General features: G+C 63.5%; 20 protein-coding genes and 5 pseudogenes. 12 read left to right on the top strand and 13 right to left on the bottom strand.

What is annotated here, in order from left to right; translation table 11 throughout:
- Window positions 1-134: 134 nt before the first annotated feature.
- A pseudogene (locus tag ACQCSX_RS22815) lies at window positions 135-2738 on the top strand (Tn3 family transposase); the annotation flags it as partial.
- 106 nt (window positions 2739-2844) lie between these two features.
- Here the strand turns inward: ACQCSX_RS22815 and ACQCSX_RS22810 are convergent.
- Both ACQCSX_RS22810 and ACQCSX_RS22805 read right to left on the bottom strand, forming a co-directional pair.
- On the bottom strand, window positions 2845-3417 hold the full coding sequence (locus tag ACQCSX_RS22810) for a GNAT family N-acetyltransferase (RefSeq protein WP_427019473.1): 573 nt from the start codon (window positions 3415-3417) through the stop codon (window positions 2845-2847).
- A gap of 358 nt (window positions 3418-3775) precedes the next feature.
- A complete protein-coding gene (locus ACQCSX_RS22805; protein ID WP_427019472.1) occupies window positions 3776-4510 on the bottom strand; it encodes a hypothetical protein in 735 nt (244 codons plus the stop codon).
- A 39-nt stretch (window positions 4511-4549) separates the two neighbouring features.
- Between ACQCSX_RS22805 and ACQCSX_RS22800 the strand changes: the two genes are divergently transcribed.
- On the top strand, window positions 4550-4912 hold the full coding sequence (locus tag ACQCSX_RS22800) for a hypothetical protein (RefSeq protein WP_427019471.1): 363 nt from the start codon (window positions 4550-4552) through the stop codon (window positions 4910-4912).
- Window positions 4913-5080: 168 nt separating this feature from the next.
- Here the strand turns inward: ACQCSX_RS22800 and ACQCSX_RS22795 are convergent, their stop codons facing one another.
- Window positions 5081-6178 (bottom strand): ISAs1 family transposase, encoded by a 1098-nt coding sequence (locus tag ACQCSX_RS22795; RefSeq protein ID WP_427019085.1) that lies wholly within the window; start codon window positions 6176-6178, stop codon window positions 5081-5083.
- Between the two features lie 271 nt (window positions 6179-6449).
- On the opposite strand from ACQCSX_RS22795, the pseudogene ACQCSX_RS22790 reads away from it, so the two are divergent.
- Both ACQCSX_RS22790 and ACQCSX_RS22785 read left to right on the top strand, forming a co-directional pair.
- Window positions 6450-7797: pseudogene (locus ACQCSX_RS22790) on the top strand (DDE-type integrase/transposase/recombinase).
- Between the two features lie 250 nt (window positions 7798-8047).
- Window positions 8048-9397, top strand: a complete 1350-nt coding sequence (locus ACQCSX_RS22785; RefSeq protein WP_427019470.1) for a DDE-type integrase/transposase/recombinase — start codon at window positions 8048-8050, stop codon at window positions 9395-9397.
- 417 nt (window positions 9398-9814) lie between these two features.
- On the opposite strand, the gene ACQCSX_RS22780 is transcribed toward ACQCSX_RS22785, so the two are convergent.
- Window positions 9815-10429, bottom strand: a complete 615-nt coding sequence (locus ACQCSX_RS22780) for a recombinase family protein (RefSeq protein ID WP_427019476.1) — start codon at window positions 10427-10429, stop codon at window positions 9815-9817.
- A 52-nt stretch (window positions 10430-10481) separates the two neighbouring features.
- Between ACQCSX_RS22780 and ACQCSX_RS22775 the strand changes: the two genes are divergently transcribed.
- Both ACQCSX_RS22775 and ACQCSX_RS22770 read left to right on the top strand, forming a co-directional pair.
- Window positions 10482-11102 (top strand): recombinase family protein, encoded by a 621-nt coding sequence (locus tag ACQCSX_RS22775; RefSeq protein ID WP_427019469.1) that lies wholly within the window; start codon window positions 10482-10484, stop codon window positions 11100-11102.
- A 158-nt stretch (window positions 11103-11260) separates the two neighbouring features.
- Window positions 11261-12463, top strand: a complete 1203-nt coding sequence (locus tag ACQCSX_RS22770) for a polysaccharide deacetylase family protein (RefSeq protein ID WP_427019468.1) — start codon at window positions 11261-11263, stop codon at window positions 12461-12463.
- Window positions 12464-12764: 301 nt separating this feature from the next.
- Here ACQCSX_RS22770 and ACQCSX_RS22765 read toward each other — a convergent pair whose 3' ends face one another.
- The 6 genes and pseudogenes from ACQCSX_RS22765 to ACQCSX_RS22740 form a co-directional block, all read right to left on the bottom strand.
- Entirely contained in the window at window positions 12765-13484 is a 720-nt protein-coding gene (locus tag ACQCSX_RS22765) for a hypothetical protein (protein WP_427019467.1), read from the bottom strand.
- 461 nt (window positions 13485-13945) lie between these two features.
- Window positions 13946-14617, bottom strand: coding sequence for a DedA family protein (locus tag ACQCSX_RS22760; RefSeq protein WP_427019466.1), 672 nt, complete (start codon window positions 14615-14617; stop codon window positions 13946-13948).
- A gap of 140 nt (window positions 14618-14757) precedes the next feature.
- Window positions 14758-15639, bottom strand: a complete 882-nt coding sequence (locus tag ACQCSX_RS22755) for a GTP pyrophosphokinase (protein WP_427019475.1) — start codon at window positions 15637-15639, stop codon at window positions 14758-14760.
- A gap of 139 nt (window positions 15640-15778) precedes the next feature.
- Window positions 15779-16795 carry a hypothetical protein gene (locus ACQCSX_RS22750; protein WP_427019465.1) on the bottom strand — a complete coding sequence of 339 codons (1017 nt, stop codon included), beginning with the start codon at window positions 16793-16795 and terminating at the stop codon, window positions 15779-15781.
- Window positions 16796-17032: 237 nt separating this feature from the next.
- Complete coding sequence (locus ACQCSX_RS22745; protein ID WP_427019464.1) at window positions 17033-17254, bottom strand: hypothetical protein; 222 nt, start codon at window positions 17252-17254, stop codon at window positions 17033-17035.
- Window positions 17255-17308: 54 nt separating this feature from the next.
- Window positions 17309-17647: pseudogene (locus ACQCSX_RS22740) on the bottom strand (chromosome partitioning protein ParA); the annotation flags it as partial.
- On the opposite strand from ACQCSX_RS22740, the pseudogene ACQCSX_RS22735 reads away from it, so the two are divergent.
- Together ACQCSX_RS22735 and ACQCSX_RS22730 are read left to right on the top strand one after the other, a co-directional pair.
- Window positions 17644-18108, top strand: a pseudogene (locus tag ACQCSX_RS22735) (SCO6880 family protein); the annotation flags it as partial. The pseudogenes ACQCSX_RS22740 and ACQCSX_RS22735 sit on opposite strands and share 4 nt — an antisense overlap.
- Window positions 18109-18180: 72 nt before the next feature.
- Window positions 18181-19383, top strand: a pseudogene (locus ACQCSX_RS22730) (ATP/GTP-binding protein); the annotation flags it as partial.
- A 59-nt stretch (window positions 19384-19442) separates the two neighbouring features.
- On the opposite strand, the gene ACQCSX_RS22725 reads toward ACQCSX_RS22730, so the two are convergent.
- From ACQCSX_RS22725 to ACQCSX_RS22715, 3 genes are all read right to left on the bottom strand, one after another.
- Window positions 19443-20813, bottom strand: coding sequence for a hypothetical protein (locus tag ACQCSX_RS22725; protein WP_427019463.1), 1371 nt, complete (start codon window positions 20811-20813; stop codon window positions 19443-19445).
- 407 nt (window positions 20814-21220) lie between these two features.
- A complete protein-coding gene (locus tag ACQCSX_RS22720; protein ID WP_427019462.1) occupies window positions 21221-21571 on the bottom strand; it encodes a helix-turn-helix domain-containing protein in 351 nt (116 codons plus the stop codon).
- Window positions 21572-21575: 4 nt separating this feature from the next.
- Window positions 21576-22667: a tyrosine-type recombinase/integrase gene (locus ACQCSX_RS22715; RefSeq protein ID WP_427019461.1), complete on the bottom strand. Its 1092-nt coding sequence runs from the start codon at window positions 22665-22667 to the stop codon at window positions 21576-21578.
- Window positions 22668-22888: 221 nt separating this feature from the next.
- On the opposite strand from ACQCSX_RS22715, the gene ACQCSX_RS22710 reads away from it, so the two are divergent.
- The 4 genes from ACQCSX_RS22710 to ribA all read left to right on the top strand — a co-directional run bounded on the left by ACQCSX_RS22710 (window position 22889) and on the right by ribA (window position 26577).
- Entirely contained in the window at window positions 22889-24661 is a 1773-nt protein-coding gene (locus ACQCSX_RS22710; protein WP_427019460.1) for a type IV secretory system conjugative DNA transfer family protein, read from the top strand.
- Window positions 24658-25086, top strand: coding sequence for a DUF4913 domain-containing protein (locus ACQCSX_RS22705; protein WP_427019459.1), 429 nt, complete (start codon window positions 24658-24660; stop codon window positions 25084-25086). The genes ACQCSX_RS22710 and ACQCSX_RS22705 overlap by 4 nt, the downstream gene beginning before the upstream one ends.
- Window positions 25087-25462: 376 nt before the next feature.
- Window positions 25463-25942, top strand: coding sequence for a DUF4231 domain-containing protein (locus ACQCSX_RS22700; RefSeq protein ID WP_427019458.1), 480 nt, complete (start codon window positions 25463-25465; stop codon window positions 25940-25942).
- Window positions 25942-26577 (top strand): GTP cyclohydrolase II RibA, encoded by a 636-nt coding sequence (gene ribA, locus ACQCSX_RS22695; RefSeq protein WP_427019474.1) that lies wholly within the window; start codon window positions 25942-25944, stop codon window positions 26575-26577. Before ACQCSX_RS22700 ends, ribA begins: the two co-directional genes overlap by 1 nt.
- The last annotated feature ends 20 nt before the right edge of the window (window positions 26578-26597 follow it).

Raw genomic sequence — 26597 nt, 5'->3', positions numbered from 1 at the left:
GTGGCGAGCTCTGGTGCACCCCACCGCGGGGAAACACCCTCCACCACCAGTCCGTCCCGGGGTCTATCGCAAACGGTCGTCTCCGATAGACCCCCCACCTCCCACGGTTTTTCCCGCTCTCCCGGGCGTGGACGTCGACGGAGGGACCGGTGCGTTTGTTTGAACGGGCGGCGCTCTGGCTACGTGAGCGCAAGGTCCTGCTCCCCGGCGTCTCCACGTTGACACGACTGGTTTCAGAGGTCCGTGCCGGATCAAATGACCGCCTCCATTCAATGTTGGTTGACGCGGCCGGACCCGCCTTGATCCTGGAATTGGAAGGTCTGCTTCGCGTTGGGGAGGGGTCAAGGCTGACTGCGTGGGAAAGGCTGCGGACCGGGCCCTCGAGGGTATCGGTGCCGGAGTTGCTGCGGCAGCTGGACCGACTGGCATGCCTGCGGGCCCTGGGCGCTGGGACTGTCGATGTGGAGACGATCCCCGAGGGCCGGATGAATGCCCTGGCCCGCTACGGGCTGGCGGGCAAGGCCTCATCGCTTCGAGGACTTTCGGGCCCGCGCCGGGGTGCGACACTGCTCTGTGCCGTGCGCGCATTGACGTCGGAGGTTGCCGATGATTTGTGCGACGCCCTGGACGCCATTGTCACCGAACGCGTTCTTCGCAAGGCAGCCAGGGAATCCACCGCAGCCCGGTTGAAGTCCCTGCCGCGCCTGTCGAGGGCATCACTGCAGCTGGCAAAGGCCGCGAAAACGCTGGTCGAGGTCCTGGGCAATGCGGAATATTCCAGCGCAGAGGCCGCCTCGGTGCTTGCCGAACAGATTTCGTTGACCGAGTTGCGCGCTGCGGCCGATGTGGTGACTGAGCTGGTGAATCCAGACGGCAGCGAGGGTGACACCGCGGCCGAGATGATGCGCCGATTCACCACGGTACGATCCTTCCTGCCGGCGTTGGCCGCGGCGGCACCCTTTGGGGCCACCGCAGGCGGGGCCCCAACATTGGCCGCCCTGACAGCGTTGCCGGACGTTTTGGACGGCCGTAAAGCCGACCGGGGCCAGGTTGACCTGTCCGTACTGTCACCGGCCTGGCAACGCCTCGTCGCGGGAGCGGCAGGGATCGATCGCAGGGCGTACACGGTGGCGGTGATGGACGCCGTCCATAAGGCGCTGCGGCGCAGGGACATTTTCGTTGTCGGCGGGCGCCGCTGGGGAGACCCCAGGGCGCGGCTGCTGACCGACCCGGCGTGGCAGGCAACCAAGAACGAGACATTGAGGGCACTCCAACTGCCTGAAGAGCCCGCGGCCCACCTTGATGGTGTCCGCCACAGCCTGGATGCCCGCTACCGGGCAGCGGCCGATCAACTGGCCAATAATCCTGCGGTACGGATTGACGATGACGGCAAGGTCCATCTCTCGCCCCTGGAGGCCAAGACGATACCGGAGTCCTTGACGCAGTTGCGGGGGCTGGTGTCGGCAATGCTGCCGCGGGTAGATCTGCCCGATGTGCTGTTGGAAGTGCATTCGTGGATGGGGTTCCTCTCGGAATTCAGCCACGTCTCGGAGGCCTCCGCGAGGATGGGCCAGCTCGACGTCTCCGTCGCCGCCATCCTGGTGGCCGAGGCGTGCAACGTCGGGCTGACACCGGTAGTCAAGGACGGCCACCCCGCACTGACTCGTGGACGCCTGACACACGTCGATCAGAACTATGTGCGCGCCGATACGCTTCGCGCGGCCAACGCCCGGCTGATCCAGGCCCAGTCCGGTCTTGGACTCGCGCAGCGCTGGGGAACCGGACTGCTGGCGTCCGTCGACGGGATGCGCTTCGTGGTGCCGGTGTCCACCGTCAACGCCGGGGCGAATCCGCGCTACTTCGGCCAGGGCCGCGGCCTGACCTGGCTGAACTATCTCAACGACCAGGTCTCCGGCCTGGGTGCCGTCGTCGTCCCGGGGACGGTCCGCGATTCCCTGCACATTCTGGATGGGCTGCTCGACCTTGACGGCGGCCAACGCCCCGAGATGGTAGCCACCGACACGGCATCCTACTCGGACCAGATTTTCGGGCTCTTCACCCTGCTCGGATACCGGTTCTCGCCCCGGCTGGCAGGGTTGCCGGACCAGCGGTTCTGGTGCATCGACACCACAGCTGACTACGGGGAGCTGAACGCGGTGGCCGGCCGCAACCGCATCAACATGGAGCTCATCACGGCCAACTGGCCGGACATGCTCCGCCTTGCCGGATCCCTGACCGCCGGGACCGTGCGCGCCTCGGAAGTCCTGCGGGTCACCCAGGGCGGAGGGACACCAACCCTGCTCGGAAAAGCGTTGGCGGAGTACGGCAGAATAGCCAAGACCGAGCACCTGCTGGACTTCATCGATGCTGACGAGGGCTACCGCCGGCAAATCCATGCCCAGCTGACCCTGCAGGAATCCCGGCACGCCTTGGCCAGGCTCATCTTCCACGGCAGGAGGGGGCATATACGCCAGTCCTACAGGGAAGGCCAGGAAGACCAGCTCGGTGCTCTCGGTCTGGTCCTGAACGCGGTCATTTTGTGGAACACCCGCTACCTGGACGCCGCGCTCACCGAGCTCCGCGACCGGGGAACCGGTGTTGCCGATGAGGATGTACAACGGCTGTCGCCGCTGGGCTCGGAACACATCAACATGCTGGGCCGCTACTCTTTCGCCGCGGACTCCACCGGCACACAGCTTCGGCCCTTCCGGAACCCCGAGGAGGATCGAGAGGCCTGAACGAAGCAATACTGCGCTGACCGCTACCGGCCCGTATAGGAACGCTAGGCGGGCGGCCCGTGGAGGGAAATCCTCAGCGTAATGACGCGGACGTTGGCGCTGCCTTTTACGGAGTTCCGACGAATAGCTCGCAAGTTTCGTTGTAGTACTTCGTTGTTGGCCCCCGGTGGGTCAGGCCGATTCGAGTGCAAACTTTCTGAGATGCATGGTTCTCTGGGGAAGTGACAGCAACGACCTTGTTCAGCCCGCAACTGAAGGCATGATCGAGTACAACCGCGGCCGCCTCGGAGGCGTAGCCGTTGCCCCAAAAGTCCGGGTGAAAATGCCAGCCGATTTCGATATCGCCAGATGGTTGTAGAGGGCTCGTCTCTCCTGAAGCAGGGATCGGCTTCAGGAGGATGGTGCCTACCAGCCCATCCGTGTCTTTGCGACCGACTGCCCAGAATCCATGAACAGGATGCTCTTGGCTCCTCAACCGTTCGATTAGCGCAACCGCCTCGGATCTGCCTTCCATGACTCTCGGAACGCGTCCGATGAAACGCTGCACGTCCCAACGCGAGTACATGTCGAACACGAAGTCGGCATCCTCATCCTCCCAGCGTCGAAGGAAAAGTCGGTCGGTCTCGAAACTTAGCACCATGAATAGTAACCCGCGGTCCCGAATTTCAGTCTGGCGCATGACTCAGAGGACTGCCCGTAAGCTGGTCCCCCACCGCAACACCTTCCGGCCACTCCCCCGACCCGAAAAATCTGTCACTTTTCGAAGTCGCCTGCACGGAAGGTTCGAAGTCGTCTGCACCAGCTGCTTTGCCAAAGTGGAAGGCCCAGAATTTCCGAAGGCGACCTCGCGCGTCGTCGTTCCGCGTCTTAGCAGGGGTCGCTGAGCATACGAATTTCTCCGTATCTTGAAGCGACTGCTCCATGAGATCGCCTGCTGCCAAATGGTGCCGCCATCACAAGACGAGCGACGGCGGCACCATTTCATCCAACTGGAGTCGATCCCGCAGGACGAGAATTACCGCTCCTACGGGACATTGCTACTTATTGGGGTTGTCGATGACTTCGGGCAGCGGATAGTAGTCAAAGTCCAGCGTCGTAGTCCCCGCACTGAGTTCACTGAACAATTCCTTGGACTCCGGTTCTGCAACCTTCTGCCGCTCCAGAGCATCAGGACCGGCCGACGGGCTTGCACTGCTCTGCGCGGTCCCCGAAGCTTCCCCCTTGGCCGCTATGTTGTTGTATGGGTTCGTCACCCCAGGATTCGTGATGGAGAAGGTCACCCAGTTCGGACACGCCGCCGCACCATCAGGATTGTTGCAATAGGCCGTGAGCATGCCCATGAGTCCATTGACGGGCCAGGTGTAGTAGGTCGAATAGGTTCTTCCATCATGGACACCGGTCAGCTGGCGCTGGTCAGTGAGAGTGCACGTCGATCCGGAACAAGTGTATTTTCCGGCGTAAGCAGTCAACGCGTAGTTGCCATTGCCCTGCATGACGTAGTTCGTCGAGAGCATGATCCGCCGCATGGCTTCACTGCTCCACAGGTTGTGCTTATTCCAGGCCTTATCAAACCCGAAGCCCTGGTCCGGCACGGAATCCCAGAATCCACGATGAATGGGAATCGGCCCCAAAATCGGGTTCTGGGCGGTGACCATGATCTGATCGGTCGGATATCCCGGTGGCGGAGGGCTGGCAGAAGCTGGCCCGGCCATTCCGGCGATGACAGCGAGTGATGCCCCAAGCGTGATGATGAATCGGAATGGTTTCTTCATAGTTGACCTTCCACGTTGTCCTGGTGAATGGTGGCAACTGTGGATAAATCAAATGATGCCGAACGTGTCGTCTCAGCGTTCCAGAAAGCGATGAATCAAGATCCGGAATCTTCCGTCGTGATTCATGCCGTCTGGGCAGATACTCCCCACAGTGCCTGCGTACTCTATGAACGTAACCCATCGAAGCTGGGATTAATCGGACGTCGCATCGTGTTCCCGCCTCATGCCATCGCGGGCGATCCCGAGTCCACGGGTAATGATTGGGCACAGAATGTCCGTGAACCGCTCGGCCGTCTGGTGTCCTATCTTCGGAAGGACGAGCGGGGAATCTCGTGGATTGGAATCCGGGGAGATACCTTCCCGCTCCCTCCGATCGGGGGCCCAGAGCAGGTCAAGAGTTGAACGACGGCGCGTATCGATTGGCACGGACAAATCCGCGCCGAACGCACGATTTTCCGTGTTCTAAAGCGCCCCCAAGAAAGCATCCAGGTCCTGGATGTTCCGGAAGGCTTGATGGCTCCAACCGCCACACCCATTCTGGCGTGTCGGCCAGGGCTCCTGCAAAGTCGTTTAGCTGGTAGTGAGGCCGGCGAGTTTTAGGGCGCGGAGCGGGTAGTTGCGGGCGGCCCGTGTGGCTTTGGCGAGGTTGGTTTCTCCTTCCAGTCGCAGGATGCTGATGGCAGTGTTGCGCAGGGAGGCCATTACCCTGGGGGCGTTGCCTCTCCTGACCTGGCTGTGGTCCTCACGGTAGAGAACGTCCCTTCTCCAATGGAGGCCGTTTTCGATGGCCCAGTGGCCGCGGACCAGGGCGCCGATGTGGGCCGGTTTTCCGGCTGCCGGTTTGAGCGACGTGACTATGTAGACGGTCTCCGTGTTCCACTTCCGGGCCCCTATCGGCCGGGACTTTCTGGTGATTTGTCCGGCTTGGGCGGCGTGGGGGAAGTTGATCCCGCCGGCCAGACCGACGCACTTGATGGTGCGTTCGATCTCGCGGCCATTGGCGGTCTCCAGTGTCTTGCTCCCTGACCGGATCCGGTTCCAGGGCAGGGAGCGAAGCTGGTCGTGGAGCTTGGGTTGGTTGGCTTTGACGGTGAGTACAAAGTGGGCGCCACGCCCGTGCAGGTAGACGGCGTGCTCACGCTGGGTGTGGAGGGCGTCCGCTGTGACGATGACACCCGTCAGCTCTTTCACGCCCTCCAACAGTGGCTTGAAATAGGTGATCTCGTTGTGCTTCTCGGCTACGTTCTGCTGCATCAGGACGGCGCCGGTTCCCTGGTCGATGCCAGAGAGCAGATGGACCCGTGTGCCTCCGCCATTCTTGGCGCCGCGGACTTCCTTCCCGTCGATGGCCACAGCCGTCACGGTCGCGGCAGCTTGCACCCAGCTCCCCGCCAACCGGTCCAGCAAGTCCGCATCGAGGCGTTCAAGGACCCGGCCCAGCGTCGTCGCGTGCGGGGTACCAATCCCCAAGACGGCCAGCTGGTCCCGCGCTGTGTCGGCAGCCCATTCAGCCATCTCCACCAACGATGTTGCCCCAGCCAACACCGAACAGACCATGATGACCAGCAAGTGGGCGAAACGGTGCCGCACCCCGCGTTTCTTCCGCGGATCCGGCAACCCGCACAAGGCGGCCAGAACAGCTCCAGGATCGATTTCCACTGGTCCCATCCGGGCGAATTCGTCATGGAACAGGGCAAGGTGGGAAGATGGCACGAGAGAACTCCTGGCAACATGTGGGACTGAACAATCACATGCTTAACAGGGGTTCTCGCCTTTTAACAGTGTTATCTCGCAGGACATCGGTAACAGTTCTGCCTCACGACATCGGTGACACAACAGTGCTCCTTGGTGGTGACACTTCACCCCACCTTTTAACCTCGGCAAGCACACAGCCCGCCTCTGGCACGAAGGCCAACGGCGGGCTGCTGAACTGGATTGTGTGAAAAATGATCCAGTTGAACCGACGATACGCCTGGCCATCGCCCGATGGCCAGAAGACGCACCCAGAGGAGCTGTCACAGCGTTTTGCACCGAGAACCACATCAGCCGCAAAACGTTCTACCAAATCCTCAAACGAGCCCGCACCGAAGGACAAGCAGCCGCACTCGAACCCCGTTCCCGCCGCCCGAAGACCTCGCCCAACGCCACCACCGAAACCCTCAAAGACCAAGCCGTCGCCATGCGCAAGTCCATGGAAGACGCAGGCTGGGACCACGGTCCGATCAGCGTGCACGACCAAATGCGCAAGCTTGGCATGCAAACCCCCTCGATTGCGTCCCTGGCCAGGATCTTCAGCGAACGCGGCCTTGTCACCCCGGCCCCGCAGAAGCGTCCCCGCTCCTCCTACCGTTCCTTCCGCTATCCGATGCCCAACGCCTGCTGGCAGCTCGATGCTACCGAGTACGTGGTGGAAGGCGGTCGCAAATGCGTGATCTTCCAGCTGCTCGATGACCATTCCCGCCTGGCCGTGGCCTCGTTAGTGGCAAGGACGGAGAACGGTCCGGACGCGGTGAAGGTCTTCCGCATGGGTGTCGCCGCCCACGGAATACCACAGCGCCTGCTCAGTGACAATGGCGAGGCCCTGAACCCCATCCGTCGGGGCGTGATCAGCGAACTGGTCGCGTACGCCAACAGTCTCGGCGTTGCCACGATTACCGGCAAGCCGTATAAGCCCACGACTCAGGGGAAGAATGAGCGCTTTCATTCGACGCTGTTCAAGTGGTTGAAGAAGCAACCTTTCGCCAAGGACCTGGCCGAACTGCAGGCGCAGGTTGAGGTCTTTGACCAGGCCTACAATACGCAGCGCGGCCATCAGGCCTTGGAGGATCGGATGACACCGCAGGAGGCGTGGGATGCCACACCGGTCGCTGAGCCCCTCGCACCCGGGGAATGGATGAAGCACAGCACCACGCCTCCTCCGGGCGTCGGCGAAGCCGTCCTGGCCGTATGGCCCAGTGAAGAGCAATCGCCACCGCCGCAGGACGGTTCAACCCCGGAGCCGGCCAAATAGTGCCACGCTGCGCACCGAGCACATGGAGGCGACCGGCAGTCAGCTGATGCGGGTCAATAAGAACAGGTGCCTGCGGGTTGCGGGTGTGGAGCTCTATTTGGGCAAGCTACTACGCAGCGCCATGGTGAAAGTCGTCTGGGATCAGGCGGAGTTGATGGTGATCTCGATGGAGGGTGAATTGATCACGAAATATGACTATCCGTTCCCAGACGGCGTCACGTATCTGAGCTTGAAGCATGCCATTGCAATGTTCCAGAACCCGCCGGAAATGGGGTAAGTGTCACCGATGTCTTGAGACACCGAGTGCTACCGATGTACTGGTGCAGAACTGTCACCGGTGTCTTGAGACATCACACTCGCCTTTTAACAGTGTTATCTCGCAGGACATCGGTAACAGTTCTGCCTCACGACATCGGTGACACAACAGTGCTCCTTGGTGGTGACACTTCACCCCACCTTTTAACCTCGGCAAGCACACAGCCCGCCTCTGGCACGAAGGCCAACGGCGGGCTGCTGAACTGGATTGTGTGAAAAATGATCCAGTTGAACCGACGATACGCCTGGCCATCGCCCGATGGCCAGAAGACGCACCCAGAGGAGCTGTCACAGCGTTTTGCACCGAGAACCACATCAGCCGCAAAACGTTCTACCAAATCCTCAAACGAGCCCGCACCGAAGGACAAGCAGCCGCACTCGAACCCCGTTCCCGCCGCCCGAAGACCTCGCCCAACGCCACCACCGAAACCCTCAAAGACCAAGCCGTCGCCATGCGCAAGTCCATGGAAGACGCAGGCTGGGACCACGGTCCGATCAGCGTGCACGACCAAATGCGCAAGCTTGGCATGCAAACCCCCTCGATTGCGTCCCTGGCCAGGATCTTCAGCGAACGCGGCCTTGTCACCCCGGCCCCGCAGAAGCGTCCCCGCTCCTCCTACCGTTCCTTCCGCTATCCGATGCCCAACGCCTGCTGGCAGCTCGATGCTACCGAGTACGTGGTGGAAGGCGGTCGCAAATGCGTGATCTTCCAGCTGCTCGATGACCATTCCCGCCTGGCCGTGGCCTCGTTAGTGGCAAGGACGGAGAACGGTCCGGACGCGGTGAAGGTCTTCCGCATGGGTGTCGCCGCCCACGGAATACCACAGCGCCTGCTCAGTGACAATGGCGAGGCCCTGAACCCCATCCGTCGGGGCGTGATCAGCGAACTGGTCGCGTACGCCAACAGTCTCGGCGTTGCCACGATTACCGGCAAGCCGTATAAGCCCACGACTCAGGGGAAGAATGAGCGCTTTCATTCGACGCTGTTCAAGTGGTTGAAGAAGCAACCTTTCGCCAAGGACCTGGCCGAACTGCAGGCGCAGGTTGAGGTCTTTGACCAGGCCTACAATACGCAGCGCGGCCATCAGGCCTTGGAGGATCGGATGACACCGCAGGAGGCGTGGGATGCCACACCGGTCGCTGAGCCCCTCGCACCCGGGGAATGGATGAAGCACAGCACCGCGCCTCCTCCGGGCGTCGGCGAAGCCGTCCTGGCCGTATGGCCCAGTGAAGAGCAATCGCCACCGCCGCAGGACGGTTCAACCCCGGAGCCGGCCAAACTTAGTGCCACGCTGCGCACCGAGCACATGGAGGCGACCGGCAGTCAGCTGATGCGGGTCAATAAGAACAGGTGCCTGCGGGTTGCGGGTGTGGAGCTCTATTTGGGCAAGCTACTACGCAGCGCCATGGTGAAAGTCGTCTGGGATCAGGCGGAGTTGATGGTGATCTCGATGGAGGGTGAATTGATCACGAAATATGACTATCCGTTCCCAGACGGCGTCACGTATCTGAGCTTGAAGCATGCCATTGCAATGTTCCAGAACCCGCCGGAAATGGGGTAAGTGTCACCGATGTCTTGAGACACCGAGTGCTACCGATGTACTGGTGCAGAACTGTCACCGGTGTCTTGAGACATCACACTCGCCTTTTAACAGCCCCGCCCGCGTCGTCTCACATCTTAAGACCCAAGCCGCCCATCAAAGACTTTGCAGGAGCCCTGGCGTGTCGGCTGACCATCACCGCCTTCTAGCGGAGGGGCCGGTGGCTGCACCTACCGGGCAGGTCGCCCGATGGTCACGAACCTCGGTGGGCCAGAGGGGGTTCATCGGCCCGGCTCCGATGCTGCCGGAAATGAGTGGAGCGCCTGGTTGGTCGGGGATAAGGTTCGCGTTCGAGACAGCCTTGAAATTTAGACTGCTCATAGGGCCGATCTTCCAATACGCGTGCGGGTTCGGCCAATGTTCACTATGGCAGGGACGCTACTGTCGGGAGAGGAGCCTTGCTCCGTCCGGTCGCAGTTCCCCTGCCGGTGACACGTGCCGGTACAGCGTCTGGCGGGTGACGCCCAGTTCGGTGCACAGGTCGCCGATCTTGGTTTCGGGCTTGCCCATGGAGGCCATGGCGAGGCGGACCTTCGCCGCCGTCATCTTGTGCGGGCGCCCACCCTTCCGTCCCCGGGCCCGGGCCGAGGCAAGGCCGGCGATCGTGCGTTCGGAGATCAGCTCGCGCTCGAACTCGGCCAGGGCCGCGAAGATCCCGAAGACCAGCTTCCCCGAGGCGGTGGTCGTGTCGATGGCCGCGCCCTGCCCGGTGAGGACCTTCAGGCCGATGCCGCGTTCGGTCAGGTCATGGACGATGTTGACCAGGTGGCGCAGGTCCCGGCCGAGCCGGTCCAGCTTCCACACGAGGAGGGTGTCGCCGTGGCGCAGGGCCTTGAGGCAGGCGGCCAGCTGGGGCCGGTCCTCCTTCTTCCCCGAGGCCCGGTCCTCATAGAGGGCGTCCTTGTCGACGCCTCCGGCCAGGAGCGCATCGCGCTGCAGGTCCGTGGATTGGGACCCGTCGGCCTTGGAGACGCGCATGTAGCCGACGAGCATGGCCATTTCCCCTGTCATTTATACGTTCGTATAAATGACAGGGGAACGAAGCATGCTGATCGGATACATGCGGGTCTCAAAAGCGGACGGATCCCAAAGCACCGATCTGCAACGCGATGCACTCCTGTCCGCGGGAGTCGAGCCGGGGAACCTCTACGAAGATCATGCTTCGGGGAAAAAAGACGACCGGCCCGAATTGGCCGCGTGCCTGAAGGGAATGCGTGACGGGGACACCCTGCTGGTGTGGAAACTCGATCGACTCGGGCGAAATCTCCACCACCTCGTGAACACCGTCCATGACCTCACAGCCAGGGGGATCGGGCTAAGAGTCCTCACCGGGCAGGGGGCCGCAGTCGATACAACGACTGCGGCCGGGAAGCTTGTCTTCGGCATCTTTGCCGCCCTCGCCGAATTCGAACGCGAACTCATTTCCGAACGCACCAAAGCGGGCATGGCTTCAGCCCGGGCCCGGGGACACAAGGGTGGGCGACCCTTCACGATGACGCCGGCGAAGATCCGTCTCGCGATGTCTGCCATGGGCCAGTCCGAGACTCACATCGGGAAACTCGCCAAAGAACTCGGCGTCTCCCGGCAGACCCTCTACCGGTACGTCTCACCCACCGGCGAGCCCCGCCCTCAAGCACAACGAATACTCAAACCCACCAACGGTTAGCCCCGGCGCGGAAAACGGACTCCAACGTGCCGCAGAACCACCGAAATCCTCTTCCTTACGACACAATAAAATCCGTTTTCCGTAGCGACCCCAGCTGGCAGTACCTTGGCGGGGCCGAGGCGTTCAACAACATACTTGACGCGCGGTTGCTGGGGCTGATGGACGCCAATGCCGGAGGCCGGCACCAGCCCTCCGTGCCCGACGCGGCGGCCGGCCCGCTCACCAGCGGACTCTCCATCAGCCACCAGCTCGTGCTGGCCACCGGCAACCTCGTCGGATCCAGTCTGGTCCAGACCAGGCTCGTGAACGCAACCATCGCCCAGCGCACCGAAACCATCACCTTCGATGACCTGGCCACCGGCGCCTCCTACGCCGGACTCGACCTGGTCTCCCCGGACCGGGTCGGCACCTTGCGCACACTTATCGTTGACGCCTCGGCCGCCGCCACGACCCCGGGGTTCGGATCCATTGCACGCCTGCACGCCGCCGGACGCCTCCCGGACGCAGACCTCCTGTCCGCCCTTGCCTTCACACCCGCCGGGGACCTGGACGTTTCCCTCAACGAGGATCCCGGCACCGGAGCCCCGCTGGCCCACCCGGTGACCGTGACGCTGGCGCCCGAGGCCACGGTGCGGATGCTCTCCCCGGCCGGAGCCGCGGTGCGCCGGGCCGCCAGGGCCAACGCCCCGTTCAACGTGCCGGCCGCGGCGCCGGGCGCCCTGCGGCACATCAATTGCGACATCGTCCCGTGCGCCGCCCTGACCTACGACGACGGCCCCAACACCCAGACCAGCCGACTGCTGGGCATCCTCGCCCAGCACCAGGTCTTTGCCACCTTCTTCGAACAGGGCGCCTTCATCAATAGCTTTCCCCAGATCTCCCGGTCGGTGGCTGACGCCGGGCACGTGATCGGCAACCACACCATGAGCCACCCACACCTGACCAAACTCCCCGTGGCCGGCGTGGTCGGTGAAATACAAGGTGACACCGAAGCCATTCAAAAAGCCGCCGGCGTAACGCCGGCGTTCTTTCGGCCACCCTACGGAGACACGAACGCCATCGTCGCCCGCGCGGTTGGCCTGCCGCAGATCATGTGGAGTGTGGACTCGCTGGATTGGCAGTCTCGGAACAAGGAGGTGTTCCTGCCGCGCATTCTGGACCTCATCCGGCCCGGATCGATCGTCCTCCAGCACGACATCCATGCCAGCACCGTTGACGGGCAGGACCAGCTCATCTCTTCGCTGCAGGAGAAGGGATACCACCTTGTGACGGTCCCGCAGCTCTTCGCCGGCATCACACTGCAACCCGGCGGCACGTACAAGTGCCGGGGAACGCAACCGGGCTGCACCCCCGGACGATAACCGGCATTTCCTGTACAGGTGGTTTGACGTCGTGCCTTGGAGGGGACGAAGCGTCCATCAACCTGACGGCCGCCCGACACCGGCTGCGGGGTTCCGTGCCCGAGCGATCCCGCCCCGGACAGCATGGGGCCAGCTCACGCAACGGAAATACTGACCCCGACGGCACACCACCGACCGCCCATACCGGCGGATTGCACGCCAGTCAGAAAATCACCAGCCACAAACACTGATCCCAACCCCTACCTCAAACGGCAATCCTGCTAGCGCTAACGGCTGCACGGATCCTACTCAGCCCCAGCCCCTACCGGCTCAGGGTTGCGTCAATAAAGATGTCGCGGTTGCCGTTCCACGATGAGCCCAGCACCTGGATGTGTGCCGACTGATCGCCTATGTTTCCTGCCAGGGCCGTTCTGTACCCGTCGATGTTCAAGTCATCCGCCAACGGGTAGACCCCGGAGTTGCGGATGCAGGTGGGCAGGTCTTGGGAAAAGACAAGATTCAAGGCTGCCGCGTCGTACTTGTGGCTATTGGCCAAGGTTCCACTGATGGCCCCCGTCTGGGCGTCGTAGGTGAAGCTCCAGTAGACAAACAGGATGTCCCGCTGCGAGCCGCCGATGATCCGTCCGTAAAAGGACGAGGTCAAACCCCATGCTCCGTCAGCTGCCTGCACATCCGTCGCCAGTGAGAACGTGAACGGGTTGGGGTCGCGGACGCCGTTGCTGTCATGGAGGCTGGGACCGACCAGGAGCGTCACAGGCCGGGCGTAGGTCTGTTCTCCAATGAACCGCCGCTGCGTCGTGCAGTAGTCGTAGTGCCGCAGGACGACGTTTGCCGTCCCTCTAAACACGAGGGACGCCGAAGGCGCCACCGCCAGCGGGTGAAAGGTGGCCCGGCTCGAATGATTGATCGCGTTGACGCCCTGGCTCGGGACATCGCCGAGCGCGGCCGCGGGGCCCATCACAAACAGAAGAATTGTTGTCACCAAGAAAGCCAGCCATGACGCTGGCTTGTAGCGTTTCATTGCTATCACCACTCATGACCGAGGCATTCCCCCGACTGTAAAGCCTACCCCTGGGAGCTCCCACCTGGAATGGGATCGGCTGCCGCTGCCGGCATTCTCGACGTTTTCGACTCCATTCCCGCGTAGGACCCGCCTGACCACGGTGGAGCAGGGCCCATGACGGGCCGGCACGTCTGAATGGCTGGCCACACCATCGCCCACTTGCATGGCATCTCGAAATCGGAGATACCTTGCGTTTCCGCGACCGACCGGAAGAGGTGGTACAGGGAGCGATTAGCGGCCTGCCACACCAGAGACCAGAGGCTCGGGAACCATCTCGCGGAAAAGTAGCCCTAAGCCGTCCCCTGACCCCGACCCTGACCTAAAGCCAACCCCGGAGGCTTGGCGCCAACCACTGTTCCGCTCCAAGTCAGCCCCCGGGTCCCCGGGCGGCCCGGCACCGCTGATGGGGTGGCCGGACATCACTGGGCCTCCGGCGCATCGTCTACGGAATCGTTCCGTCCTCCGGCCGGCGGGGTGCCGGTCCGGCGCCGTTCCCGGCGTGCCTTCCGCACACGCCAGATAATGAGTGCGGCTAGGGCTACCAGAACGACGATGACGGTGACGTCCCGGCCGGCGATTTTGGCCACGCCTTCGTAGGAGTTGCCAGCCAGAAAGCCCAGCAGGACAAACCCCACACCCCAGACCAGTCCACCCGCGGCGTTGAAAGCCAGGAACCGGGGGTAGTGCATGCGAGAGGTGCCGGCAAGGGCAGGCATGACCGCCCGGAAGAACGCGACGAACCGGCCCAGAAATACGGCCGAGCCTCCGCGCCGGCGCAGGAAGTCCTGAGCCTTTTCCAGCTCCGCCCGCCGCCGATCCATCACCTTCAGGTTAAGCACCCGGGGCCCGAAGTGTTTGCCAATTTCATAACCGACCGTGTCCCCGATGATTGCGGCCAGCACAACCAAGGCCATCATCAGCCACAGCTGTACGTGACCGCGGCTGGCCACCACCCCACCCAGGACCGCGGCGGTCTCTCCCGGGATCACGAATCCGACGAACAGGGCGTCCTCGGCGAACACCAGCAGCCCCACAAGCGTCAACGCCAGGGCAGGGGTGACGTTCAGAATACTGTCCACGAACCCGCCCATCAACACCCTCCCGCCAGCCCGGACGGTGCGCGGCACCGCAACCTGACAGGTTCGGTGCGGGTGCTAAAGACCCTTCCCTTGGCCACTGCGGCTTGGCCTGACACCGGCAAGTGATTCCCGCACCTATCCTCTTCAGACCCCTAGCCGATGAGGCAAGCCAATCGGAACTTGAGTTTGTCCCGACGATTCGCATCATGGCTCATGTCGACGCTGGCGTCGATATACCGTCGGCCCCAGTTCATCAGGAGAAAATCGTCGAGGGCACGGATGTGCCCTGGCTTGCTCTGGTAGTTGAGCTTCCTTGAGATTTGGTCCCACTCTGCTGTCGCAAGGAGCTCAGCGGCTTGGGATGTGGTGAGGACCCTGTGGCGCCGAAGAAGCTTGGCCATCCATTTGTAGTCCTCCGCTCTGCTTCGGGGATGGCGAGGCAGAGCGCCCTCCAGCAGGACTCTCAGGTCTCTGCCGGTAATCTGGCGCTGTTTGTCTCCAGTGCTCTGCCGGCCATCCTCGGATTCCTTCTTGGCAACCACCTCATTGATGGTGCCAAACTCTTTGTCTGTCAGCTCAATCAGCGCCGACGCCAGAGTGAATGCCCTGTTCACAATGGGCGGGGCTGGAGTGCTTCCTTTGTAGCGGATGTCATGTTCAAACTCGGCCCAGTCGTGTTGAAGAATCGTTCGAAACTGAACTTCAAATCGTTGTCCTTCGTTCTCGACGCCGACTCTTTGAAGCGCATTTGAATCCACGCGAAGAATCAGATGCTGGCCACAGTAGCCAAACTCTCCCCGCTCCTTCTGCTCCGCCGTCTTGTTCACACGCTCAAGCACGGTGAAAGTCTTATCGAGGGATCCGATGGCACGATGGACATCCACGTCCAGATAGGCGAGGACCCGGATTCCGACGTCCTCGAGCCGTGCAACGACAGCGCTCTGAATCCTTCTGGTTGCAAGCTTCAACTGCGGTCGATTGGAGCCGAATTCGCGCACCCATTGGTCGATTTGGTCCTCGTCCTCAACTGACATCACGGCACCTCTTCATGGTCGGCGAGGGACAAACGCTTCGATAAGAATCCGCCCCGCTACCGCGAATTTCAAGTGCTGGCCATGACAACTTCCAGTCCCCGAACTGCTGAGAGAGGGATAAGAGTTCTGGGCCGTGGTTTCAACGGCTTGCATCGAAGATGGCCCGGATCTGTGCCAGGGCGGTGACCTTGGCTGGAGAGGCCCCTTCGCTGAGCCGGGCGGCGCGTTCTGCCTGGCGTTCGAGCACGCGGCGGCTCTCGGTTTCCTGCTGCCGGCGTTGCTCGGCCTGGCGGGCGGCGGCTTGCTGGTCGCGGGAACGCAGCGGCTCGGCGGCTTCGGTGCGCCAGGCTCCGAGGCGGTGGCGGAGCCAGCCGCGCATCCGCCAAGCGTCTTTGGTGTCGGGTGCGCCGCTGTGCGGCCAGGCGGTGCCGTCGGGCTTCCAGTCCAGGGCGTGCAGGAGGTCGGCGACGGTCCAGCCGGCCAGGAAGAAGTCCCGGCACGTGCTGGCCACGTCCTTGGTCGTCATGCACCGCAGGGGAAAACTCCGGTTGCGGATCTCCGCAGCAGCGGCGACACGCTGTATTCGGCGGCTTGTCGTCCGGTGGGAGGGCCACTGGATTTCTGGCCGCCATGGCACCTGGGCGGCAGGTGCGGCGCTTGCGCCGCCATCAACAATGAGTCGTGGCGAAGCCACGTCCTTAGTGAAGTTATTTTCTCGTGCGCGCGTATGGGTTAACTTTTTTTTCTTAAGGTGAGAACCGCCTAGGGCGGGAGGGGTGCCAACTTTGTGCACAAGGGCTAGGGGGGAGGGGGTGCAGAGGACGTAGACGGCGGCTTCGTTGATGCGGTCCCCGTCGGGGCCGGTCGCTGCGTATTTGGCCTGCCGGCCGGCGGCGACACGGCCGATGATGCCCCAGGCGAGCAGAAGGCGCAGGACGCGTGCCACGGTTGTTCTGGAGGTTCCGGTGGCGGTGATGAGGGCGTCCCAGCCGGGGCGGGTGGTCATGGTGTCGTAATCGGCGCGCTCGGTCAGGGCGGAAAGGACGGCCATGATGGTGGCCTGGCCGTTGCGGTTGCGGGCAGCGAACGCCTCGTGGTGGAGCAGCGCTTTCATGGATTGGCGGCCGTGGGCGGCACGGACGCTGCCTTTGGGCACGGCGGCCAGGACCACGGCAGAGTCGGTTTCGCGGGCGCGGTTGACACGCCGAAGCCGCGTGAGAGGCAGTGGTTCGCTGGGCTTTAAAGCGCGCGCATGTACACTAGAGGGCATGCAGTACCTTTCGCAATGAAGGTGTGACTGTGGGAGCCCTTCACCGGACCGCCTGCCAGCTAATGCGGTGGAGAGCTGAATAACTTGATACGAAGGCCCGCCTTTTAGGCGGGCCTTCCTCGTTTAACTGGCCTTACTGAATAAGGCCCCCTGATTTTTGAGCTTTCCCAGATCGACATCGGACAGGGACTGACTCACGATCATTTCGAGGAGATCCTGATAGGACTGCTTTTGCAGGTCCGCTAGTTCGCGGAGCCGTTCGCCGTCACTCAGGGTGAGCTTGACGGTGAAGACGTCACGCGGGCCACGGCTGGGCCTGCCCGTTCGCTTCTTCATCGGTGTCATAGCTCGATCCTTGCCTATGTTTCGTATGATCAAAGTTATTTTGGCCGCGTGTCGCTAGAATCCTTTGGCGACGGCGGCCGCTGCTGCCAGCCAGGCCCTCCGTGTGGCCGGTTGTAGGGCGTCGTACCTGATGGGTCCATTGACCAGGGCCGGATCGTAGGGGATCCGGACAATGGCGCGGACATGGGGGGCGAAGCCGTCGGCGATGCGCTGTGCTTCAGCTTTGGCGCGTTTGAGTGCGTCGCCGCTCATGGTGCGTTTGGCGTCGGTGGACTCGGAGACGATCACGACGGCGCCCCGTGCCAGTTCCGCGTCGTGGCCTCCGCGGGATTCCAGCGTCTGCAACGTCAGGCGGGCCGCTTCGGCCCGGTCTTCCACAGCCGTCACGGGCACCGCGCGGCCACATCCTCTCCGCCGTGCTAGCCCGACTGGTGGCCCGGCACGGGGACATCGACCGCAAACGGGTGACGCTGCTGTACCGGCCCATTGACTCGGGCCGGGCCGCCGCCATGGTCGAATCGGACCAGACGAACGCCCTGACCAGGGCCTCCTCGACGAACCGTCCCACGGCCCGTTCCCTCGTGGACGCCCGCGCAGCCCAAGCCACCGCCGCCGAAGAGGCGAAGGGGGCCGGGCTGGTCAACTTCGGCCTGGTGGTCACCGCCACCGTCCTCTCACCGGAGAACCTGGCCGATGCGGTGGCCACGGTGGAAGGCAACCTTGGCCCGTCGGCCCGGCTGCTGCTGCGCCGCGCCTACGGCTCCCAGGACTCGGCCTTTGCCGCCTCTCTGCCGCTGGGCCTGGTCCTGCCCAAGCACCTGAAGGTTCCCGAAGAGATCCGCGAGGCCCTGTGATGTTCCCCCGCTGGATCAAACACACCAGCACCACCGCCGGCACGCGCACGCTTCCGGCCGCCGGCCGGGCCTGCGGGGCTGGTGCGGCACATGGTGCTGGGCCTGGCCGGCCGGGGCATCAACCCCCTCATCCTGGGGGACTTGAAGCCGGACTATGTGGACCTGATCAAGGCCATGGACGGGCAGGTCATCAGCCTGGGGCCGGGCCGCGGCCACCTGAACGTCCTCGATCCCGGGGAGGCCACCGGCGCGGCCGCCCGGCTGCGCACCGCCGCCGACGACCACCGGGCAACCGCCGCCCGGGCCACAGATGAGGGCGGGGCGAAGCGCCTGCTGGGCAAGGCGGCGCAGGCCCAGAGGCTGGCCGAAGAACTCACCGCCGACGCCCACAACCGGCGGCTGAACATGGTCACGGCGCTGGTCACAATTGTGCGGACCCAGAAACCCAGCGCCCAGGAGGAATCCCTGCTCGACCGGGCACTGCACATCCTGGATGACCGTCTGGGCCGGGTGCCGTTGATCGGGGATCTGATCGACGTCATTAAGGACGCCCCGGACCAGCTGCGCACCTCCCTGTATTCCCTCAACGGGGCCGGCCGCTTCGGTGACATGTTCTCCCGGCCGACGGACCAGCCGATGAACCTCTCCCAGCCGGTCGTCTTTGACCTTTCGGGGATCTCCGACACCCAGCGCGACATTCAGGCCGCCTGCCTGTTGGCGTGTTGGTCCACCGGGTTTGCCACGGTGCAGGTCGCCCACGCCCTCGCCGATGCCGGGCTGGAGGCGCGGCGGAACTACTTTGTGGTCATGGATGAACTGGGGCGGGCGCTGCGCTCCGGGGAAGGCATGGTGGACCGGGTCGACTCCCTCACCCGCCTGAACAGGACTGAAGGGGTGGGCCAGGCGATGATCACCCACACGATGAGTGACTTGGAGGCGCTGCCGACCGAGTCCGAACGGATGAAGGCCCGCGGATTTGTCGAACGCTCCGGCATGGTGGTCTGCGGGGCGCTGCCAGGAGGTGAAATGGAGAAGCTGAACAAGGCCGTCACGCTCTCCCGGGCAGAGCAGGCCCGGCTCATCTCCTGGGCCGACCCCGGGTCCTGGACGGATGTGGGGGGCTCCCGCAAGCGGGTGCGGCCCGGGCTGGGGAAGTTCCTGTTCAAGGTCGGCGGCCGCCCCGGCATTCCGGTGGCGTTGAAGCTAACCAGCGTTGAAAAATCGCTGCACGATACGAACAAGCGCTGGCACGATAACGTTGAGAAGTTCGCGTGAATTTTGACGCTTTCGGCGCGAACCTGAGCATGCCCGGGGGCTGCAGCGGGTGTTGGTGCTCAGGTTCGGGGAACCTGTTCGCCCTCAAGGGTGAGGTCCGGGTGCTCTACGGTGTTGAGGTAGCGGGTGGCGCCTTCGACGCTGAGCCCGAAGAGATCGCAAATGCGGCGGACGTCGCCGCCGGTCGCGTGGATCTCGTGCAGGATACGGTCCTCGCGCAGCGCCTGGGGCCGCAGCGTCAATCCGGTCCAGGGGAACTGCCGACTGACGGGCAGGAGCCTGGGCGCCGTACGCCGGTTGATGAGCAGGTGCGGGTTGGCACTGCCTGGCCAGGTCCGGTTGCGCTGGTCGAGCCAGGCTGCCAGGCGGGTGCGCACGGGCGCGGCCAGCGGAATGTCGCGGTTGCCCAGTACAAGATGTCCGTCGCTGATGTCGGTGAGCCGCAGCTCGCTGAGCTGTTTCTTGGTCAGCGCGTGGAAGGCAACCAAGGCAACCGCGAGGGCGACCACCGGGTTCGGGGAGTTCAACTCCTCGCGGATCACTGCGGCGTCCAGAGCGAGAGGGATAGTGCTCCCCTTCGGGGACGCCTTCATCCCGCGGGTCGGATTCGCGAAGATGAGCCGGCGGCCTTTGAGGGTCGTGAAGAGCGACTTGAGCCCGTTCCCGGCGACGTGGCGGCGGACCCTCGTTTCGTCCAGCGCGGCTGTGATGTCGGCGCGGGTGACCTCGGCGAAAGACTGGAAGCCTGCCTCGGCCCAGGCGTGGATGATGGGTTCGATGCCCAGGATGTGCGCCCTGATGGTCCCTGGGTCGCGCGGGATCTGCCGTGGCGCCTGGTGTGCGCCGTTGGTCAGGACTTGCAGCCACACCTCGAGCTGGTCCTTCATGACCGGCGGCAGGGTGCTGGTCTTGGCAGCGAAGTAGCGTTCGATCCGGGTCGGCCGGTCCTCGATGAGCAGGCCGGCCGCGGCCAGAACGTCGATCGTGGAGATGACGTTGCCGGAGTATTGGCGAAGTTGGAGGACGTCGGTAGCGCGGATCTTCGCGGTCGGGCTGAGCCGCAGACCCTGCAGCAGCCGCAGCGAGCGGGTTACGTCGTTGCGTTGCCGCTTGCTCCAGCCGGCCCTCGCGGCGTGTTCACGGACGATGGCGGCGCAATAGCGGGTCAGGTCGTTGTCTTCGAGGCGGGCACGCGCCGCGACAACCTTCAGGTCGGGCGCCAGGTCGAACAACGTCATCTGCTCGCCGTTGTCGGCGGCGGATCCGGTGCCAGGCAGGTAGTTCTTGTCCCGCCGCTTCCATGGGGCGCGTTGCTCCGGGCTCAACGGTGGTGCTCCACGGCGGTGGAAGCTCATGTTGGCGAAGAAGAGCTGGTGGCCGGCCTTATTCGCGCCGGCCAGGTCCAGGCCATGTCCGGGCTCTTGGATCATGCGGGCCTGTTCCAGACACAGCCGGCAGGCCCGCCGCTCCCCGATACGGGCGGTGCGCCCGCAAAAGTCGCAGATTCCTTCCGGGTTGTGGGAGCGCCACCAACGACAAGGCCAGCACGTCCAGTTGTAGCGGCGGTAGACGCCCCACGCCAGACAGTCCTTGCACGAGCCTGGGTATTGCGGACTGCCGGGATGGCAGCTGGCGCACAAGCCTTGGCTGAAGTAGCCCATGCTGGTGCCGCACTTGGAACACGGCGGTGCGCTGAACGGGCCGCCGGGAAGGCAGTCATAGCAATAGTCCACCCGGGGGAAGGTCCACGCGACCCGGTTGATCTGGCAGCGGGGGCACATCGATGGCGGCCGCAGCGGCGCCGTCGGGCCCGGGGCAGGACTCACAACAGCCCTGCCTATAGGGGCGGCTCGGACCGTGGCTTGCCGAATCTCGGCGTGACGATCGGCGATACCCCGCCATTGCCTGCGCCGTGGCCCGGGTCATCGCCGTTGACGGTCTCGGTCGCGCGTGGACGACGTGCAGCGACCTTGTCCGGCTCGGGACTCATCAGGTCCGTCGGCGTGCACTTCAACACTGAGCAGAGCACGTCGAGCTCCTCGAGTCTCATCGTCGCCGGTGTCCCGGCCCACCACGAGGACATCTTCCCGGCGCTGATCTCCAGCCCGGCATCGGCGAGCATCCGGCGCATCTGCGCCGACTTCCAGACCCCGCGTTCGGCGGCTCTGATCCGCAGATTCCACAGCACGGCATCATCCTTCCTTCTGTGTAGTCGCGAAGCGGGACTCGACCCGCTCATTGGCGTTCTTCCAGGCCAGCTCGACGTGCTCGCTGCGCACGTGGATGTAACCCGAGGTAGTCGCGAGCCACTGATGCCCCAGCAACTCCTGAAGCGCTTTGATGTCCATCCCGGCCCCGTACAGCGAGGAAGCGCAGTAATGCCGCAGAACGTGGGGAGTCATCCGACCCGACCATGCCGGCAACCACTGCTCGACCTGCAACCCCAGGCTGCGCCGCAACGCGTTGCCACCGACCCGGCCGCATCGCCCCAGCTCGCGGTCGAACCGCTCCGAGGGGAGCAACGGTGCGTCGGGATCAGCCCAGTCATCGCCGTACTGGTGTCGGACCTCGCCCAGCCACCAGTCGATCAGCTCGGCCGCGCCATTGATCGCGGGCACCAGACGCGGCTTCGGGCCACGGCCCTGTGCTCCCTTGCCAAACCGGACATGGAGCTTGCCGAACCCGCCCAGGTCCGGGCGCCAGTCACGGATGTCGAGCATCACCGTCTCGTTGATCCGCAAACCCAGCCGACGCCACAGCGAGGCAGCGAAGTAGTCCCGCGCGGCGGGCAGGTACTTGCGGGCCTGCGGGATCGAGTGCCGCCAACAGCTAAAGAACGTTTCGATCTCGTCATCGGACGGCGGCACCCGGACCTTGCCCAGCGACGCCCCGGACTGGCGGTTGAACTCATCGATGGGCTGCTCGACCAGCACTCCGGCCACCCGATGGATCCGGCCCTGGTAACGGCTGATCATGAACTCATAAAACAGCGCCAGAGTCCCTGCCTTGCCGGCCCTGGTGCTCACGCTGCGGCCCAGCCGCCTCTGTTCGGCCAGGAACCGGTCGGCGTCCTGGCAGGTCGCCGCCCACAGCGGGCCCGTCACCGACCGGGCGAACTCGATGATCGTGGCCCGGGTATTGCGGATATGCGAGTCGCTCAGACCAGCCGCGGCCATCGCCAGCGCGTACTGATCAACGATCTCCTGCTCAAAGTCCTCGGCCGCCTGCGCACTCCAGAACGCCGGATCCATGGCGCCGCCACCGGGCAACGCCACCAGCACCATCAGCTACCAACTTCACAAGGAGCGAGCATGCGTCGACATTACGCCCAAACCGTCACTCTCGTCGATGGTTTGTCGGTACAGGCCCCCAAGGGCTCCGAACCGACATCACCTGCTCAAACGCTAATCACGGCCGCAGAACAGGCCAACGAACCTAAGCGAATAGAGATACCTGCAGAGTCCCTGCTGGAAGCGGCTGTTCCGGTCCAGGAAGAGGGTGCGGCATGAGTGCTCCGAACCGTAAAGGGACAGGGATGGGCGACGGGCTGGGGATCTGGCTGGCCATCGGCGCAGCTGTCGTCATTGGGGGCGGCAGCTGGGTCTCAGCCCATCTTGGATCTTGGATGGCCGGCCTCTCGGCGCCGCCGGCCCACCCGATTGATCTGGTGGCAGGCCTGGTCAAGGGCCGGGTTCCCTGGCCGGTCCAGTCCACCATCGTCGCCTGCGTGCTCCTCGGTACATTGATTGCCCTGACGGTGACAGTGCTGGTGGTCCGCTCCAGGACAGCGCACAAGCGCACCCGGGTGGATAAGGCCGCCGTCCACATGGGCCGCGGCAAAGACCTCGATCACCTGGGCACCAAAGGAGCCACGGCCACGGCCGTGCGACTCGGCGTGGAGAACTCCACGGGTGTGCGGCTTGGCCGCAGCGTCGCCGGGAAACGCCCGCTGTGGGCGTCCTGGGAGGACATGCTGATCCTCATCGCCGGTCCCCGCACGATGAAGACCACCTCCTACGCCGTCCCGGCAATCCTGGACGCACCCGGCGCCGTGATCGCCACCTCGAACAAGCGCGACATCGTCGACGTCACCCGCCCGATCCGTTCAGAGGCCGGCGCCGTGTGGGTCTTTGACCCGCAGGCCGTCGCCGAAGAAGATCCCATCTGGTGGTGGAACCCGCTGTCCTACGTGAAGAACGAAGCCACAGCCGGGAACCTGGCACAGCACTTCGCCAACGGCTCCCGGGAACCCGGGACCAAACCCGATGCCTACTTCGACCCGGCAGGGCAGAACCTGCTCAAAGCCTTCCTGCTCGCCGCCTCACTCGACTCCGCCCCGGTCACACAGGTCTACACCTGGCTGACCCGCCCGCACGACGAGGCCCCCGCAGAACTGCTCAGGACCGCCGGCTATGACCTGCTCTCGGACATGGTGATGGGACACATCCGCGAACCGGAAAAGCAGCGGGCCGGCGTCTACGGCACCGCCAGGCAAATGGTTTCCTGCCTGACCGACCGCGAGGTCAGCCAGTGGGTCACGCCCCTGCGCGACACGACGGTGGACACCGACCCGCGGCCGCAGTTCGTCCCAGAGGACTTCGTGCGCGGCAAAGGCACGCTCTACAGCCTCTCCCGTGAAGGCGTCGGCACAGCTGGCCCCCTCGTCACGGCCCTGACCGTCGCCGTCGTGGAAGCGGCCGAAAAATACGCCACCTCCCAGCCCGGCGGCCGGCTCGCCACCCCGCTGCTGGGGATCCTCGATGAGGCAGCGAACGTCTGCCGCTGGAAGGCCCTGCCCGACCAGTACAGCCACTACGGCTCCCGCGGGATCATCCTCATGACCATCCTGCAGTCCTGGTCCCAAGGCGTGGAGGTCTGGTCCCTGGAAGGCATGCGGAAACTCTGGTCCGCGTCGAACGTGAAAATCTACGGTGGCGGCGTCTCCGAAGTCGGCTACCTCGATGAGCTCTCCCGCCTGATCGGCCAGTACAGCTACATCAACGTCTCCCGCAGCCACAGCAAAACCGGATCCTCGTCCTCCCGGCAGGAGAACAAAGACGAGATCCTGTCCGTCGCCGACCTGACCGCGCTCCCGAGGTTCCGGGCGATCCTACTCGCCTCCGGAGCCCCGGCAACCATGATCGAAACCATCCCCTGGATGAACGGACCGCACGCCCAGAAGGTTAAGGACTCCCTCGCCGCCAAGGAAACAATAGAGCGTCGTGCCCCTGTGGCTGTTGCCGCCCACAATCCATGGACGGACGGTGACCGGGGGTGAGCGGGGAGTTCGGGGACGCCTTCGACGACGAAGATGTTTCAGCCAGCAACAGCGGCTACGGCCATGCCGAACCTGAGCCGGAGCTGGTTTACCCCAATGTTCTGGAGTTTTTCGCCGAGCTGATGGCTCAGTCATATGTCAGGGAAGTTAATGAGGGCGCAGCGTTCGCGTGGTGCCCTGAGTGGTACAAACACCCCGAAGCCCTGATTCGGATGGAAGCGATTTGGCGGGCCTGGGAACACTTACGGCTGGAGCCTGCTCTCGGGCTCAGCACCTGGTGGCTGAATCACGCCGACCCACACATGCGCATCCTCATGGACAAAGAAGGCCCCTTCAAAAAATGCGCCTACGACGGACACAAAACCCCCGCCCGGGACAGAACTGCTCTTCCCCATAAGACCCCTGAAGCAGGAATCTTTGACTAGCACCGCCGGATGGTCACGAACGGATGAAAAGACCGAGGGATACGCTTAAGCCTTTGCCCTCGGGCCACACGGCCCGAGCTGAGCTGACTTCTAGCTGTCCATGCCTGGGGTCAATTGCGGGTTTATCCACGGCTGGAAGTTGGGAGCCGTTGGGGGGTGCTTCCCTCGGCAGCAGTAGCGGTGGATAACCCACGAGGATTGTCCCCGGCTGTGGGCAGCGGGGCCCGTCTTCACCCCACCCCGCAATTGTTCAACAGGCCGTTGCGCAATTGCCGAACCCGCCGGCGTAGCTCCACCGCCGTCCCGGCTGCACGCACCTCACTAGGGGCAATGCGTTGAACTTTAGGTGCAGGAGAATACTGGCAGTATTGATCGAGTGACAACTGACCATGAACCAAAAATCCAAGAGGACGCTGCCGACGCCGAGTGCCTTGAGGTCGCAAAATCAATCGGTGAGAAGGCAGATAAGAATAAGCGCAAAGCTCGCGCGCTAACTCTTGCCATGACTCTAAGCACCGCGCTCGTTCCCGTGCTCATCGTCGCCTCCGGAGATAACTTCTGGCTGGGAAAGGTGGCTCCGAGCGTCCTTGCGGCAGGTTCCGCGGTCCTTGCTGCACTAAACCAGTTCGAGCGTCCACACCAACGCTGGGTCCTGTATCGGAGGTATGAACGTCTCGTACAGGCGGAAGGCAAGCGATATCGCTTCAGAGTCGCCCCATACGACGGTGGCGACCGAGGCACCCAACTAGGGAAAGCCATCGCGCAACTCGAGATCGATCTCCAGTCGGAATGGGAAGGCCTTATCCCGACGCGAAATGAAATTGCCTCAACCGCTACGTCGATTGAACGCAAGTGATGGCGCAACAGTTTGAAAGTGCGTCATGTTCGTTCAAGAGTCACTACGGTCTTGCGACGCTCCACGTGTATGCATTCGGCCCACATGAAGAGGACAACATCCTCTGCATTGAAGTTCCCAAGTCCTCCGGCCGCGCACTGGGCGATGGGTCAACCATCGTTCGCGTTCAGAGCGCCTGCTACACCGCCGAAATCTTCCGAAGCACAGATTGCGACTGTCATGAACAACTTCACGGCAGTTTGGAAAAGGTCTTCCGCGATGGCGGTTTGGTTGTCTACATGATTTGTGATGGTCGAGGAGCAGGGCTACTCACGAAGATCCGCGGGCTCGCACTCGGAGACAGGCTAGGACTGGATACGCATGACGCCTATGTGCGGCTCGGAGTCCCGGTCGACCCGCGGGACTATCATCGCGTGGCTCAAGTGCTCAAGGATCTCGGAGTCCAACATGTTCGGCTCCTGACCAACAATCCGCGGAAGGTAGATGGGCTCGTCGCCGAGGGGTTAGCGGTCGCTCGTGTTCCATTGGAGATTCCTCCTACCGAGGACTCGAGGCCGTATCTGCATACCAAGCAGCAGAAGATGGGGCACCTGTTCCAATTCGGTGGCATGGGCGATGCTGACGCTGTGCCATAAAGTATCTCGGCTGGCCGGCG

The organism is Pseudarthrobacter sp. P1 (assembly GCF_050156935.1).
Lineage (GTDB): Bacteria > Actinomycetota > Actinomycetes > Actinomycetales > Micrococcaceae > Specibacter.
Note: the sequence above shows the minus strand (reverse complement) of the source record. Positions and strands in the feature narration are given on the sequence as shown.